This is a genomic window from Mycobacterium scrofulaceum, assembly GCF_001667885.1.
Classification (GTDB): domain Bacteria; phylum Actinomycetota; class Actinomycetes; order Mycobacteriales; family Mycobacteriaceae; genus Mycobacterium; species Mycobacterium scrofulaceum_C.
The window spans coordinates 42,451-58,279 of sequence record NZ_LZJW01000091.1; the positions used below are offsets into that span (position 1 = coordinate 42,451).

At 65.2% G+C, this 15,829-nt stretch carries 9 protein-coding genes and 1 pseudogene; all 10 read left to right on the forward strand.

Annotation, left to right across the window (positions count from 1 at the left end):
- The first annotated feature begins 63 nt into the window (after positions 1-63).
- The gene (locus A5681_RS14310) at positions 64-2,871 is read left to right on the forward strand and encodes a helix-turn-helix transcriptional regulator (RefSeq protein ID WP_067275586.1); all 2,808 of its coding nucleotides are present in this window, start codon (positions 64-66) and stop codon (positions 2,869-2,871) included.
- Positions 2,872-2,934: 63 nt separating this feature from the next.
- Positions 2,935-5,739: an ATP-binding protein gene (locus tag A5681_RS14315; protein WP_156675618.1), complete on the forward strand. Its 2,805-nt coding sequence runs from the start codon at positions 2,935-2,937 to the stop codon at positions 5,737-5,739.
- A 188-nt stretch (positions 5,740-5,927) separates the two neighbouring features.
- The gene (locus A5681_RS14320) at positions 5,928-7,034 is read left to right on the forward strand and encodes an alpha/beta fold hydrolase (protein ID WP_082945763.1); all 1,107 of its coding nucleotides are present in this window, start codon (positions 5,928-5,930) and stop codon (positions 7,032-7,034) included.
- 1,015 nt (positions 7,035-8,049) lie between these two features.
- Positions 8,050-10,329, forward strand: coding sequence for a LuxR C-terminal-related transcriptional regulator (locus tag A5681_RS14325; protein ID WP_067275596.1), 2,280 nt, complete (start codon positions 8,050-8,052; stop codon positions 10,327-10,329).
- A gap of 311 nt (positions 10,330-10,640) precedes the next feature.
- On the forward strand, positions 10,641-11,171 hold the full coding sequence (locus tag A5681_RS14330) for a YkgB family protein (protein WP_067275600.1): 531 nt from the start codon (positions 10,641-10,643) through the stop codon (positions 11,169-11,171).
- 70 nt (positions 11,172-11,241) lie between these two features.
- A complete protein-coding gene (locus tag A5681_RS14335) occupies positions 11,242-11,673 on the forward strand; it encodes a hypothetical protein (RefSeq protein ID WP_156737979.1) in 432 nt (143 codons plus the stop codon).
- A 265-nt stretch (positions 11,674-11,938) separates the two neighbouring features.
- Positions 11,939-12,316 carry a tryptophanase gene (locus A5681_RS14340; RefSeq protein ID WP_231981001.1) on the forward strand — a complete coding sequence of 126 codons (378 nt, stop codon included), beginning with the start codon at positions 11,939-11,941 and terminating at the stop codon, positions 12,314-12,316.
- Positions 12,317-12,435: 119 nt separating this feature from the next.
- Entirely contained in the window at positions 12,436-13,677 is a 1,242-nt protein-coding gene (locus A5681_RS14345) for a thiolase family protein (RefSeq protein WP_067275607.1), read from the forward strand.
- 450 nt (positions 13,678-14,127) lie between these two features.
- The gene (lpdA, locus tag A5681_RS14350) at positions 14,128-15,537 is read left to right on the forward strand and encodes a dihydrolipoyl dehydrogenase (RefSeq protein ID WP_067275610.1); all 1,410 of its coding nucleotides are present in this window, start codon (positions 14,128-14,130) and stop codon (positions 15,535-15,537) included.
- Positions 15,538-15,620: 83 nt separating this feature from the next.
- Positions 15,621-15,827, forward strand: a pseudogene (locus tag A5681_RS27140) (FAD-binding protein); the annotation flags it as partial.
- Between the last annotated feature and the right edge of the window lie 2 nt (positions 15,828-15,829).

A 15,829-nucleotide genomic window follows, 5' to 3' on the forward strand; every position in this document is an offset into this window, starting at 1 on the left:
ACGGCCTACAATGACGTGCACTGCAATGGCAGTCCGGTAATCAAACGCTAGACAGGACACCCGATGGGGCCTCCAGCCGGCCTATCCGACACCGGCGGCCAACGCCTGGTCACACCTCCGATTCGAGGACGGGCGGACGAGCTGAAAAAGATCGGCGCACTGGTTACCGCGGTGGCGCAGGGCCGCGGCGGCGTGCTGGTCATCGAAGGGCCACCCGGCATCGGAAAGAGTCGGTTGCTGACCGAGGTGTTAGTGCTGGCCGAGAAGTGGGGCGTGCGCGCGCTGTTCGGGGAGGCGTTCGAATACCAGCAGACGGTGCCGTTTTTCTCGCTGTTCATGGCCACCCTCAACGCCGATCCCCCGGTCGGAGACGCAGAGGCGTTGCGCCAGCTAGGTGGCTCGGCCGATCTGCGGTATTGGGTGGTGCACGATTTGGCCGACGCGATTAATGCCGCGGCCGCTCGGACCCCGCTGGCGATTCTGTTGGAGGACATCCACTGGGCCGACAACGGGACGCTGTTGGCGCTCCGGTCGCTCGCCACCGCGCGGCCGGATGCGGCGGTGTTGTGGGTATTGACTGCCCGCACCGGGGCGGGCGGCTTTGCGGTGCAAGAGACGTTGTCGGTGCTGCAACGCGCGGATGCCACATTTCTGCGAGTGGGGGCCATGACACCTGATGCGGTCGCCGACATGGTCCGAGACGCAGTGCGTGCGGAAGCCGATGTGTCACTGCTGAATCTGGCCGCCAAGGCGCATGGGAACCCGTTCTTGGTCAGCGAGCTTGTCGGCGGCCTGGATGAGGAGAACCGACTGAACGTCAGGGGCGGCCGAGCGGTGGCCACCGGACACGGGCTGCCTCGCCGTCTGGGAGTCGGCATGCAGCAGCGACTGGATCTGCTCTCCGGTAGTGCGTCGGAGGTGGTGCGGGTGGCGGCGGTCCTGCCGGACCGGTTCTCGGCCGAGCTCTTGGCAGCGATGCTAGACCGGCCACCGACGTCGTTGCTCTCGGCGCTGGAGGAGGCGGTGCGCTCGGATTTATTGGTCGAAGACGGTGAGCGCCTCAGGTTTCGGCACGACCTGCTGCGCGAGGCCACCCGGCAGTCGTTGCCGCAGTCCTTGCGGCGGGCGATGGAGCGTCAGTCGGCATCGGCCATGCTTGGCCTGGGGGCCGCCCCGGCCGAGGTGGCTACCCAGCTGGCGCGCAGCGCCGAGCCGGGAGATCGAGAGGCGATTGACGCACTGCGCCAGGCCGCGCAAGCGGTTGGCCGCGGCGATGCCAGCGCGGCCGCGGACTTGAGCAAGCGCGCACTGCAACTACTGCCCGCCGGCGACACCGAATATGGATCGCTGGTCGCGGAAACGGTGGGGTGGCTCAACCGGGCCAGCCGCTACGGCGAGGCCGAAGAATTGGCCGACTCGGCGCTCGCGGAGGCGGCATCGCCGGAAGTAGAGGCCGAGATCCGTCTGCGGCTCCCGGTGCACACCAAGCACACCGACCAGCGGCGGGTGGAAGAGAATCGACGGGCGCTTGAGTTGAGCGGCATCAGCGAGGTCACCCGGGTCCGGCATCTGGCCTGGCTGGCGTACAACCTGATATTCGACGAAGGCGGCCAACGGCGCGCGGCCGCCGACGAGGCGGCCGCAGCCGCGAAAGTCACCGGTGATATCGAGGCCACGATCATGGCCGGCCTCACCCACGCTTTGCTCGATGCTGGTGAGGGGTACGCGTCCCGCGCGCTACGCCGTTTCGAAGAGCTCCGCCCGCTTGCTTACACGAATGAAACAGCGTTGGCGCATGCGTATGCCGGAATGTACAACGCAAACCTCCTGGCAGTCGTCGGCCGGTTGGACGACGCGACGGCCCGCATCGCCGACGGAACAGAGCAAGCCCGCCGGGAAGGCAATGCGATGGCTCTCGCCATGTGGGCCGTCTTTAGCGGGCTTGTCCACCTCGCCGCGGGCCGGCTGTCAGCCGCTCGCGATGCGACGGAGCGCCTTCCGCCGCCCCAGCCGACGGGGGCAACCGAGCACGACGTACTTCGCATGGTGATCCTCGCCGAGGTGGCGGCACACACCGATGACCGAAACATGCTGCAGCAGATGGTAAATGACGCCCGTGCCGCCCACTCCACGGGCTCCGCCGGCATACGTCGAGGGTCGGCGTATGTGCTCGCGCGCGCGGCGTGGCAGCGGGACGATGTTCATGACGCAATGCGCTGGCTCGGCGACGTCATCCTGCTGGCGACGCCGTTTTTTCCCCATGCGTTGGTCCGGTTGATCCTGGGTGCGAAGGTGGCCTCGGCCGCCGGTGACGCCGGCTTGCGCGCGCGGGTTCTGCAGGCCACCGAAGTGCTGGAACGTGAACGGCCCGCGCTGCCGCTGTTCGCGGCGGTGGCCGCCTATGCCCGTGGCATCCTCGAACACGATGCCCAAACCTTGGTGGCCGTTGCGGAGTCGCTTCGCGGGTTTCCGCGGCCGCTGCTGTACGCCAGTGCTGCCGAGGACGCCGGCGGCGAGCTGGCTCGCGCACGGCGCGACGCCGAGGCGATCGACCAACTGAACGCGGCGTTCGACACCTACATCGAGTGTGAGGCGATTGCCGATGCCCGCCGGGTCGGCCGCACATTGCGCCGATTAGGCGTGGAACGGCGCATCGTGGCTCACCCGCGGTCAAAAACCGGCTGGGACAGCCTCACCGATTCCGAACTCAAGATCATCAACCTCATCGCACAGGGCGCGACCAACCGCGACGTCGCCACGCAGCTGCATCTCTCCCCCCACACCGTGAAAACCCACGTACACAACGCTTTCGCCAAGTTGGGCATCACTTCCCGTTCCCAACTGGCGCGGCTCATGCGCGACCCTGGGTGACGTGCACACCTAGAATGGTGTGCACTGCAGTGGCAGTCCGGTAGATGGAAGACAGGGATTCCCGTGGGGTCTTCAACCGGCCTATTTGATGTCGGCGGCCAACGCTTGATCACCTCGCCGATTCGAGGGCGGGCAGACGAGCTGAAAACGGTTGGCGCGCGGGTCAATGCGGTGGCCCGGGGGCGCGGGGGTGTGCTCGTCATCGAGGGCCCACCGGGCATCGGCAAGAGCCGGTTGCTCACCGAGGTCTTGTTGCTTGCCGAGAAGGCCGGTGTTCGGGCACTGTTCGGTGAGGCGTTCGAATATCAGCAGACGGTGCCGTTTTTCTCGCTGTTCATGGCAACCCTGCGCGCGGAGCCCCCGGTCGGTGATGCGGAGGCGTTGCGTCGCTTGGGCACCTCGGCGGATCTCCGCTACTGGGTGGTCCACGATTTGGCCGAAGCCATTCATGCGGCGGCCGCGAAAACGCCGCTGGTCATCGTCCTGGAGGACATTCACTGGGCCGACAGCGCCACTCTGTTGGCGCTGCGGTCGCTGGCCGCGATGCGGCCCGATGTCGCTGTGTTGTGGGTATTGACGGCCCGCACCGGGGCCAGTCGGCCGGCGGTGCAGCAGACGTTGTCGGTGCTGCAACGCGCGAATGCCACATTCTTGCGATTAGGGGCCATGACGCCGGATGCGGTCGCCGACATGGTTCAAGACGCGGTGCGGGCGCGGGCGGATGCGTCGCTGCTGAATCTGGCCGCCAAAGCGCACGGGAACCCGTTTTTGGTCAGCGAGCTTGTCGGGGGGCTCGGCGAGGAGGGCAGGCTCAATCTCTCCGGCGGGCGCGCGATGGTCACCGGACAGGGGTTGCCGCGGCGGCTGGGCGCCGGTATGCAGCAGCGACTTGACCTGCTCTCCAATGGCGCCTCGGAAGTGGTGCGGGTGGCCGCGGTGCTGCCCGACCGGTTCTCGGCTGGCTTGCTGGCCGCGATGCTGGAACGCTCACCCGCCTCGTTGCTGTCGGCGCTCGAGGAGGCGGTGCGCGCGGATCTTTTCATCGAAGACGGCGAGCGGTTGAGGTTTCGGCACGACTTGCTGCGCGAGGCCACCCGCCAGTCGTTGCCGCAGTCCCTGCGGCGGGCCATGGAGCGCCAAGCCGCCTCGGTCATGCTCGGGATGGGCGCGGCCCCAGCCGAGGTCGCCACCCAGCTGGCACGCAGCGCCGAACCCGGAGACCGCGAGGCGATCGACGCCCTGCGCCTAGCCGCCCAATCGGTCGGCCGCGGCGATGCCAGCGGGGCCGCGGACTTGAGCAAGCGCGCACTAGAGCTACTGCCCGCCAACGACGCTGAGCGCGGCCCACTGGTCGCCGAAACGGTGGAGTTACTGAATCGAGCGACCCGTTATGACGAGGCTCAGGCGCTTGCCGACAGCGCGCTCGCCACGCAGCTGTCCCAAGACGACGAAGCCGAGATTCGGCTGGGCATCGCCGCGGGCACCGAGGATCCGGCGCAACGCATTGCCGAGCTACGTCGCGCGCTGCAGTTGGTCGGCATCAACGACATCATCAGGGCGCGCCATCAGGCATGGGTGGCCTACTTCGAGGTGGTCAACGGCCTGCATGCGGACGCTTCGGCCGCGGAAGCGGCCGCGGCCGAAGCCGCCGCGACCGGTGATGTGGAAGCCCGGATCGTCAGCGCTACCGCGCTTGCCCTGAACGACTACCAGGACGGTTATGCGGTGCGCGCACTTCGGCGCATGGACGAGGTCGATGTACTGACGCGCGGGGGCAAGGCAACCCTCGGCGGCATATATGCCGCCAAGCGGCGCGCAGGCCTGATTGTTTGCGTGGGCAGCTTGGAGGAGGCCAGCGTGCAGGTCGCCGAGGGCACCGAGAAGGCCCGTCGCGAACGCAACGCGATGGCGCTTCCCGGCTGGACCCATCTCGGCGGGATGGTTCACGCGGCGGCGGGTCGCTTGGCCGCGGCGCGTGACACCATCGAGGCGCTGCCTCGGCGTGAATGGGCCAACGGTACCGAGGTCAACATTGAGCGCATTCTTGTTCTGGCTGAGGTAGCGACGCGAACAGGCGACCGAAAGTTATTGCAAGACTTGGTGTCTGAGTCGACAGCCCTGTATTCCAGCACCTCGCCCTTGCTGTCCGGCGGCGCGGCTTATGTGGTCGCCCTTGCCGCGTGGGACCGCGGCGACGTTGGCGACGCGGCGCGTTGGCTCGGGGGCAAGAACGCGCGTGTCATCACACCGCTGTGGCCCAACGTGTTCGATCAGCTGACGCTGACAGCGCGGGTGGCTTCGGCAGCCGGGGACGCCGGGCTGCGCGCGCGAGTGCTGCAGAGCATCGAGGTGCTGGAACGCGAGCGGCCCGGTGTGGCGTTGTTCGCGGCGGTCGCCCAGCAGGCCCGCGGAATCCTGGAACGTGACGCCGATGCGCTTTTGGAGGCTGCCGGCGCGCTTAGTACGCGGCGTCCGCTTCTCCACGCCGGTGCCCTCGAAGACGCCGCTGGTGAACTCGTGCGCGCCGGACGCGATGCGGAGGCGATCGAGGGCCTCAACAAGGCGTTCGACACCTTTGTGCAATGCGAAGCGGTTGCAGATGCCCGTCGGGTCGGCCGCGAGTTGCGCCGATTAGGCGTGGAACGGCGCATCGTCGCCCAGCCGCGGGCGAAAAGGGGCTGGGACAGCCTCACCGACTCCGAGCTTACGGTAGTCAACCTCATCGCCCAGGGCGCGACCAACCGCTCCGTCGCGCAGCAACTGCATCTTTCCCCGCATACGGTGAAGACACACGTGCACAACGCGTTTGCCAAATTGGGAATTGCCTCCCGTGGCGAGTTGGCGCAGCTGATGCGCGGCTCCGATTGACCGGCGCCAAAATACGGGACCGCCTAGTACTGCATCCATCCGGGCCTAAACATCAACCTTCGGGCGATGGTTTTGCGCTGGCCGCACGACGACCGTAGTAGTCGACCCTGATCACGTACTCCGCCGGCCCGGCGGTCCAGCTAGGCCAGACACCGTGCCGGTGAGCACACAAGCGAAAGACCGAGACAATGTTGAACACGACGCTTGGAGTGCAGCAACGGTCCCACACGCAGGCAACGCGGCGCGGCCGGAGGCGAACGCTGGGCACACGCCGATCACTGGCCTGCAACCGCACGGTTACCACGAGCGATGGCGTCTCGCTGTCCGTTCGGGACTGGGGATCTCACGCCGCCGGCCATACGGTCGTGCTCCTTCATGGTTTTTGCCTGAACAAAGAGTCCTGGAATATCCAGATGACGCAGCTAATTCGCCTCTGGGGCAACAACATCCGGATCATCAGTTACGATCATCGCGGCCACGGCGACTCCGGCGATGCGCCAATGCACACGTACCGGATCGACCGACTCGCTGACGACCTAGCCGAGCTGCTGGTGGCGCTTCGCGTTACAGGCCCTCTCACCCTGGCGGGACACTCGATGGGCGGCATGACAGCCTTGGCCTATCTACGCCGGCCAGCCAGCTCGCGTCCCGTTGAACCGGAAAGCCTCGTTCTCGTCGCGACCGCCGCGGGGAGCCTCGGTTCACACGGCCTCGGTCGGCTGCTGAACACCCCGGCGACAAGCATGATCTACAACCTCGTACACCGCATGCCGCGCGCGGGGACCGATCAGGTTGTTCAATTGCTCGCCCGTCCGGTGTGCGCGGCACTGACCAGGCACGGCGGATACGGTGAATCCGCACCGAAATCGTTGGTGGCTATGTCCGCGGCCGCCGTCAACGCGACCCCGTCGGCGACCAAAGTCGGCTTCCTGCTCGGTCTGAGGGAGTACGACTGCTCTCAGACCCTGAGCTCCATCACGGCCAAGACAACCATCATCAGCGGAGGAGCGGACAAGCTCACGCCGATGTGGCATGCCCGCAAGTTGGCCGACGGTATCCCGGCGGCGACTCTCATTCACCGGCACGCCGCCGGGCACACGCTCTTGCATGAAGTCCCGCAGGTGGTCACCGAAGCGATCAGCTCCAGCGTCGCCGCCGACTATCACCATTCCAGGGCCGATGAAGCAGGCGCATGCGCGGCGTCAGACCCGCCGCCAGACGATGACTTTCCTATGAGCCATGCCACTTCGGCGCGTAATACATCACCCGTGGCAGGTGAGGAGCGAGTGTCGTGACCCGGTTGGTCCGGTTCCCCTTTGCGCACACGATTCACCGGGGATTACGCGATCCTCATGCTGACCGTTCGGCGGGCTGGGGCTGCGGCAAGCGCGTCTCAGCCCGCCGACCACCATGCAAAGTACCCAACATCACGACCCGCCGCGGCCGGCCGACCGCATCGCCGCAGTTGTTCGCCGCACGGATCGCCCTGAAGAACGAGAACCATTTCCCAGCAATGACTTTGATCGCGTCAGGCCTTCGTCTCACAGAGTTGCTCGGATGTCCCAACATCGCTGTCTCGAATGGGGTTCTTCGTCCGTCTGCACGCACACTTAGGCCGACGGGGTCGGGCGTGATTCACCTTCATGCGGCGGTCGGATTGACAGGGCTGTCAAATATCGAAGCCACTACGTATACACCGACCCGGTTCTAAACATCACCCGCTGGGCGATGGTGACCGCGCTCCCCCGCTGCCAACGTAGTCAGTGGACTCTTGGAACGCCGTGACCGCGGCCGCTCAACCAGGAAGTGGCGCCGAGAGCAAACGACACAGCGGAATCGAGAAAACGATGATGAGCACAGTGTTGGGGATGCTGATGATGTTGCCAGTCGTATTCGGCGTCGGTGGATACGTGTTGGTTACCCGACGACCATGAGCACCCTGGCGCTCTCACGGCGTTTCATGTTGACACCTCGGTCACCGCATGTCGCGACACGGAGTCATCGCATCGATGCGAGAAGAGGGAAATTGCGGTGAGCGGACACAGCATTAGCGTGGCTCGCGAGAAAACCGTTGAGCCGGTGGTGGGACGAGGGCCCGCCGGCCCAAACGGCCACCGGCGACGCACGCCAGAGGTCATCACGGGGAACGCATCTGACTCAACGGGTTCACGGCTACTGCCCGTCACGACGAGCCTGGCCGCCCCCGCCGGGACAAACTGGGATACCGAGACGCGAGCGCCCACTCCGGAGGCATCAACACCGAGTTTTCCACCCGGGCTGGTGGATTCAACGCATTCGCGGAGTTCGGACATGACTGGGTCAGCTAACGACAGCGACAACGGGGTCGGAGAAGCCGCCGCCGCCCGCACGATTCTGCTCGGCACCAAACTGCACGTCCCGGCCATTGCGGCCAAGCTCGTTCACCGCACCGCCTTGCTCGACGCACTGTCGGCGGGGCGCCGCTGCAAGCTGACCCTACTGAGCGCGCCGGCGGGATGGGGCAAGACGACATTGCTGGCGCAGTGGGCCCTGGCTGCGGGTGAGGACAGGCGATTTGGCTGGCTGTCACTCGATCCCGCTGACAGCGACCCAGTATGGTTTTGGATGTACGTGGTCGCCGCGCTGCAGAAGACCAATCCCGGGGTGGGGATTCGCGCGGTCGAACTCCTCGCGTTGGGCGCCGACCCAGTGCAGGTGGTTCTGCCTACGCTGCTGAATGATCTGGACACGATCGAAAGCCCGACGGCGCTCATCCTCGATGACTACCACTTGGTGGCAAATCGAGCAGTCCATGAACAGCTTGCGTTCTTTATCAGCCGGATGCCGGCGAATCTGCACTTGGTATTGGCCACCCGATCGGATCCGGCGTTGCCGTTGGCTCGACTCAGGGCGAGCGGTGAGCTTGCTGAGATCCGCACCGACGATTTGCGGTTCGGCGCTATCGAGGCGACCCATCTGATGAATGACGTGCTCGGACTGGACTTAGACCACGCAGATATTCAACTGTTGCACCAACGCACCGAGGGTTGGGCTGCCGGCCTCTACCTCGCCGCTCTCTCGCTTGCCGGTCGCGCTGATGCCGCCGCGTTCATCCGGACGTTCGCCGGCGACAATCGCCATATCGTCGACTACTTGATGGCCGAGGTGCTCGACGGTCAGCCACTCCAGCTGCGCAGCTTTCTGTTACGCACGTCGATCTTGGGACGGCTCAGCGCTGCGCTGTGCGATGCGTTGCTGCAAACGTCTGGCTCAGCATTGGTGTTGGAGCAGATCGAACGTGAAAACCTGTTTCTGGTGCCACTGGACAGCTCGCGTCACTGGTATCGCTACCACCAGCTGTTCGGAGAGTTGCTGCGCACCGAACTGCGTCGCAGCGAGCCCGACCTCGTCGCCGATCTGCACCGACGAGCCGCAACCTGGTTCGAGAGCGAGGGCCTCATCGACGAGGCGGTCCGCCACCTGGTCGCCGGCGGTGATATCGCGCGAAGCGCAGACCTGATCGCCGCGGACTGGGTCGACGAATTCAACGGGGGCGGCGTCTCGACCGTCTCGGGCATGCTTGATCTGCTGCCCGAAGAAACCGTTCGACAGGATCCGAGGCTGAGCGTGGCCCGCGCGTGGATCGCCCTCAGCGTTGGTGAACTCGACGGCGCGGCCCAGTGGATCCGGACCATTGAAGGCCGACAGCCGGCCGACGGCGCGGATGACAGCGCTGTCTGCGCTCAGGTCGTCGTGTTGCGCGCGATTCACTCGCTGAAGACGGCGGACGTCGGCGCGGCGCTGGACACCGCTCGGCGGGCTATCACCCTCGATCTCGCCGAAGGACCGCTGGGCCAATCCAGCGCCTACTGCATATATGGAGCCGCGCTGTACTTCTCTGGCAGCACCCGTGAGGCGCAAGCCGCCTTCCGGCGGGCCGCACACCTGGCCGAGAAGGTGTGCGATCGTCGCGTCCGCACATACGCGTTGGGCCATTTGGCACTGATTTCAGCCGAAGATGGCCAGCTGGCGGACGCCGAACGTCAGATCCGCCGGGCCTCTGGCAGCGCCCGGGACCTGGCGGATCCGGAACACCTCGTCGACGTGATGGTGTCTCTCGCCACGGCCAAACTCCTCCGGGTGCGCGGTGACGCGGCTGCAGCACTCGCCGCCGCCGACATGGCCGTCATGTCCGCGCGCCAAGGAGGAGCAATCCCCGAGGTGATCAAGGCGCTGTCGGTCAAAGCGGAGATCATCGAGCATCTCGGCGACCGCGAGACCACCAGGGCAATCCTCGAGGAGGTCGGCACACTGGTGCGCGATTGCACGGACACCGGCATCGCCTCGACACTGCTGGCTCCGGCAGAGCGGAGGGCGGGCGTCGCGGTGACGTCGCGCCATGAGCGGTGCCCGGTCACTGAGGAGCTGACCCCCAAAGAGTTCGAGGTTCTTCGCCTGCTCGCAACCCGGTTATCGCGACGTGAAATCGGCGAGCGGCTATACGTCTCGCTCAATACCGTGAAGACCCACCAGCGCGCCATCTACCGCAAGCTCGGCGTCGAGCAACGCAGCACGGCGGTCGGCCGGGCGCGAGAACTCGGCCTGCTGTAATCCGCCTTCCCGCCCCAAACCGCACCGGCCGGGAATCATCTCATCCGAGAACGCCTCCAGTGATCACCTCGGCGAGCCGACGGATGATGCACCCGTGCGATCGAAGAGAATCCGTGCCGCAGGAGCTTTCCTCGTCGGCGTCTCACCCGGGTGAATTGTGCGCGCGGATGAAGACAGCTCGCCCACTGCGCAGAGATAGTGGTCACTGATAACCGCCTGGATCAACGTCTCGACCAACTGCGCCGCCAACCAAGGCGGTCAGTTCGGCACCGGCCATGCGGTGAAACGACACAGTCAGGACGGGAGACCGCATGTCACACAATGAGGCCACCACCACGTTGACCGGCGGCCGGGCAAGGCTTCGAGCGATTCACATGGCGCCCGTGGCCGCACGATACGGTCTGGTGATAGTCCTGGCCTGGTTCGGCGCAATGAAGTTCACTTACTATGAATCCCACGGCATTTCACATTGGGTGGCCAATAGCCCGCTCCTGAGTTGGGTGTACGAAATCATGTCGATCGACGCCTTTGGTCGCTTGAACGGATCAATAGAATTGATCACCGCAGCATTGCTTGCCGTCAAGCCGTGGTTCCCGAAGGCGTCCGTGGCGGGCGGCCTATTCGCCTCACTGTTCTTCGTGATCACGCTGAGTTTCATGATCACCACCCCCGGAGTCGGCGAGGCGTCTGCTGGCGGTTTTCCCGTTTTGTCCGCCGACGGGGAATTCTTGATGAAGGACATTGCGCTCATCGGCTTGGCGCTCTGGCTGCTTGCGGACTCGATCGACGCCACCCGCGGACAGGCGGAGCCGGTCAAACGGACTGACACATTCTGCGGATGAGGTTGCCGCTCACTCGGTGTTACCGCTGGCGACTGTACCGGTAAAAGCCGAATCCAGGGCGTGATTAACGATGGGTGAGGGTGTCGTATTGACGGGCGCGTGCGCACTAGTGAGCGCCGCGGCGCGCGGGACGCATCCGACGGGCAGCGCGTCGATCATGGTCACCGCGAAGGTGTTAGCCGAGATCGATCTTCTGATCGCCAAGTGTTGCGTCGATATCATCGGGGCCACCCCCTCCGGCTCCCGGTTCGCTCAACGCAGGTATGAGATGGTCACGGCCCCGATCCGATTGGATACGATCAGCGGTGATCCGACGGTGGTTATCCGCTACACCGGTATCGCCGAACGCACTGAGCTCGCGGTGTCCCTGCGGTTCGAGGCCGAAGACCGATTCACACAGCGCACCTTGACATTTCAACATGATTTCGGAGGGGTCTGCCTCACCGCACAATCACCAGTGGTCACCAGACGAATGCCGCTACGCCGGTTCCGTTCCGTCTGAACGCATCGCACGAATCACCCGGGCGAGCAGATAGCTGGGTGATGACGATTCACCCCGCGTGCGGACATGCTTATCGAAGAGCAGATGTCGCCGGGTTCATGGCCACACAGCGGGGCGCAGCCTAGGCCCACGTAGGTGGCGACTGGACCGGAAGCATAGCCAAAAACGAGTCGTCCAGCCGCCGCCGGCGGAGCCCGGGAAGGAAACCACCACGTGGGCACAGGTTTTGAGGCCAAAGAGACTATCGACCCAGGTGGTTTCTGACATGAAACGTGCCCTGGCCCGATTGGCGTCGTCGACGACTCTTCACCCGGCGAGTTGCATTTCGCGTGCGCAATCGCGTCCCACGAATTCCGGGCCGACCATCTCCGATGAAGACATGGCGTGGCTACTGGCCGATGCGGTGACGTCGGGCCTGACCGGCTACGAACGCACGCTCGTCTTCGTCGAGTTGGGATGCGGGGAAGGCTATCTCGCGATCAAGCGCATCCTCACCACGCTCTTGTCAAACCCGATCCCGTTGCCGGTATCGATATTCTCGAAGCTGGCGGTCTGGCTGAATAGCTACACCGCCAACCCAGAGGAATCACAACTGCGCATGATGCTTGACGTCATTCGACTGCAGCAGTTCAAGGCGGTTTAGGTGGTGTGCGTCAGAATCGCCTCGAATAATCTCGGGAAGCGTGGCCGGGTGAGCCGGCGGGATGGCTCACCTCACCCACACGAGGCCTTGCGGACCCGATGCATTCGAAAAGTACGACGATGACTGAGGCCTATGTGTTGGGGGGTGTACGGACCCCGTTCACCCGCTATGGCGGCACGCTGTCGGGTATTCGGGCCGACGACCTGCTGGCCATGACGATGAAGGGCGCGTGTGACCGGCTGGGTGTGCCGCTCGATGCCGTCGAGGACATCGTGGCGGGGTGCGTGAACCCGGCTCACGAGGGCATGGGCGACATCGCCCGCTGGGCGGCGTTGGCCGCGGGGTTTCCTGACACCGCGGCCGGGGCCACCGTGAACAGATTTTGCGGATCATCGCTCAGCGCGGCGGTGACGATCAGCCATGCGATCAAGGCCGGCGACCTCGGGCTAGGTATCGCCTGTGGCGTCGAGTCGATGTCGCGGTCGGGGTGGGCGTTGATGAAGGGCGAAGCCGCGTTCAGCCCCCGAGGTCCGGTTGTCATGCTCGACACCATGTGGAGCGGTGCTGGAGGACCGCCCAATGCGGTACTACTGGCCCGCAACGCTTACATCAGCATGATCGAGACCGCGCAAAATGTCGCCGACCGCTACTCGCTGAACCGCGAGGAGATCGACGCCTTTGCGCTGCGATCCCAGCGACGCGCCAAGGCCGCTCGTGATCGAGGTCGACTGGCCAAAGAGATTATGACCGTGACGATCCCAGCGACAAAGAAGGCGCCCGCCCGCCTAGCAGAACATGACGAGTTCATCCGCGATGACACCACCGCTGAGGTGCTGGCGGCTTTACCGGCCCAGCCCGGAACGACTCAAATGACCGCGGCCAACTCCTCGCCTTTGAGTGATGGCGCCAGTGCCGTCGTCATCGCTTCCGGAGAGCGAGCCAGCGAACTCGGCATCGAGCCGTTAGCCCGAGTGATATCGAGCGCGGTCTATGGCATCGATCCCCTCATTATGGGGGTGGCCCCCGCATGGGCGATTCCGGCCGCGATCCGCCGGGCCGGGCTTGTCCCCGAGCAGATCGACGTGTGGGAGGTGCATGAGGCGTTCAGCGCCCAGGCACTCGGCGTGTTGCGGGAATTACCAAACCAGCTGGACGGTTTCGTGGTTCCCGATGACAAGCTGACACCCAATGGTGGCGCGGTGGCGATCGGACACCCCTTCGGGGCTACCGGAGCTCGCTATCTGCTGACGTTGGCGATCGAATTGGCTGAAAGAGGCGCCCGTTACGGGGTGATTGGGGTCTGCATTGGCTCGGGCCAGGGAGTAGCGGTGGTCTTGGAAAGCGTTGCCGCCGCGGAGTAACAACGCGCGAACGACCGAACGGCCGCGCCCGGCGGTCACCCTCACCCGGGTGAATCGGTGACGAGGGCGATGACATCTCGCCCGCCTCGGCGACACTCTGGTCGATAAAGAGTTGCGGATGCTTCTACGCAGGTCGCGGCTCTCGGGCAAGCCGCCGTGTCTCACCGATGGTTCGCATTGACACCGCGGGCCAAACCGCAAGCAAGTCGGACGAACTAGAAGGGGCACTAACCGGTGAACCCCAGAACGGCACTGCGACTTTGCGATAGAGCGTTGCCGCGCCATCGTCTCACCAGTCGGGTCGCGCGCAATGTCATCGCCATCGAACATTTCGTGGCGGTCCCAGCCGATTGAGTGGGACGAACAGCCGAGTCGGATGCCGATGTGCCTGCGAAGGTTTCGGCGCCGGCGACCGACGATCTACTTATCACCCAAGGAAGGCACCTCGCGATGAGTGCACCAGTACCCCCGGAATATGACCTGGTGGTCGTCGGCGCCGGCTCGGGCGGATACGTCGCTGGCATCCGCGCAGCCCAACTCGGCTTGGCCGTCGCCATCATCGAAGAACGCCACTGGGGCGGGGTCTGCCTCAACACCGGCTGCGTGCCGTCAAAAGCCTTGCTGCGCAACGCCGAGATCGCCTCCATCCTGAAGCACCAGGCAGACGAGTTCGGCATCCGCGGCAACATCCACCTCGACTACGCCCGTGCCGTGTCACGCAGCCGCGAAGTCGCCGACGCCCGGGTGCGTGGCGTGCACTTCCTCATGCGCAAAAACAAGATCACCGAAATCGACGGGCGGGGCCGCTTCACCGGAGCCCACACACTCGACGTCGAGCTGCGTGACGGCGGCACCAGCACCCTCCGCTTTGACAACGCCATCATCGCCACTGGCTCACGAGTGCGGACGCTGCCCGGGACCACCCTGAGCGAGAACATCGTGACCTACGAACAGCAGATCCTCGATGCGACGACACCCGAGTCCATCATCATCATCGGCGCCGGCGGAATCGGCATGGAATTCGCCTACATCCTCGACAGCTACGGCGTCGACGTCCAAATTCTCGAGTACGCTGACCGCGCACTCCCCAACGAAGACACCGACGTCTCCAAGGAACTGACCCGCCAGTACCGACGCCGCGGCATCCCCATCCACACCAATACCCGAGTGGACGCGGTGATCGACCAAGGCGACCGCGTCACCGTCACCCACACCGACGGCAGCGGCCACACCACCTCAGTCGACGCCGCCCGCGCGTTCATCTGCATCGGATTCTGCCCCAACGTCGAGAACCTCGGCCTCGACAGGCTCGGCGTGCACCTCACGACGAGCGGGGCAATCGACATCGACGACTACATGCGCACCTCGGCTCCCCACATCTTCGCGATCGGCGACGTCACCGCCAAAGTGCAACTGGCCCATGTCGCTTCGGCCCAGGGAATCGTCGCCGCCGAGACCATCGCCGGCGCGCCGACCATGCCCTTGGACTACCGCATGATGCCACGAGTGACGTTCTGCCAACCCCAAGTTGCCAGCTTCGGTTACACCGAAGACCAGGCCCGCGCCACCGGCCGCGATATTCGCGTCGCCACGTTTCCCATGCAGGCCAGCGCAAAGGCGCACGGCCTCGGCGAACGGGCGGGCTTCATCAAACTCATCGCCGACGCCGCGCACGGCGAGCTACTCGGAGCCCACCTCGTCGGTGCCGAAGTCAGCGAGCTACTGCCCGAGCTCACCGCAGCCCAGCTCTGGGACCTGACCGCCACCGAGCTGGCCCGCAACGTGCACACCCATCCCACTCTGGGTGAGGGACTACAGGAGTGCTTCCATGCACTCACCGGACACGCCATCAACCTATGAGGCCGACACCGAGTGACGCTCCCACGCCGCGCCGGCCCCGCGGACGACGAACGCCGGTCCGCTCCATCGAGCACCACCGATTGATGCGGGCCGCGGACCGGCTTCGTGATGTCATCGTTGTCGGGTCAGGCCACGCCGGCTACACCGCGGCGATTTACGCCGCGCGCGCTGGGCTTGACACCCTCGTCGTGGAGGGCGTAACGCCCGGCGGTGCGCTGATGTCCGCCGGGTTGGTGGAGAACTATCCCGGGATCGGTCCGTCCGTGCGCAGACGCGCGCTGGTGGCTGCGAT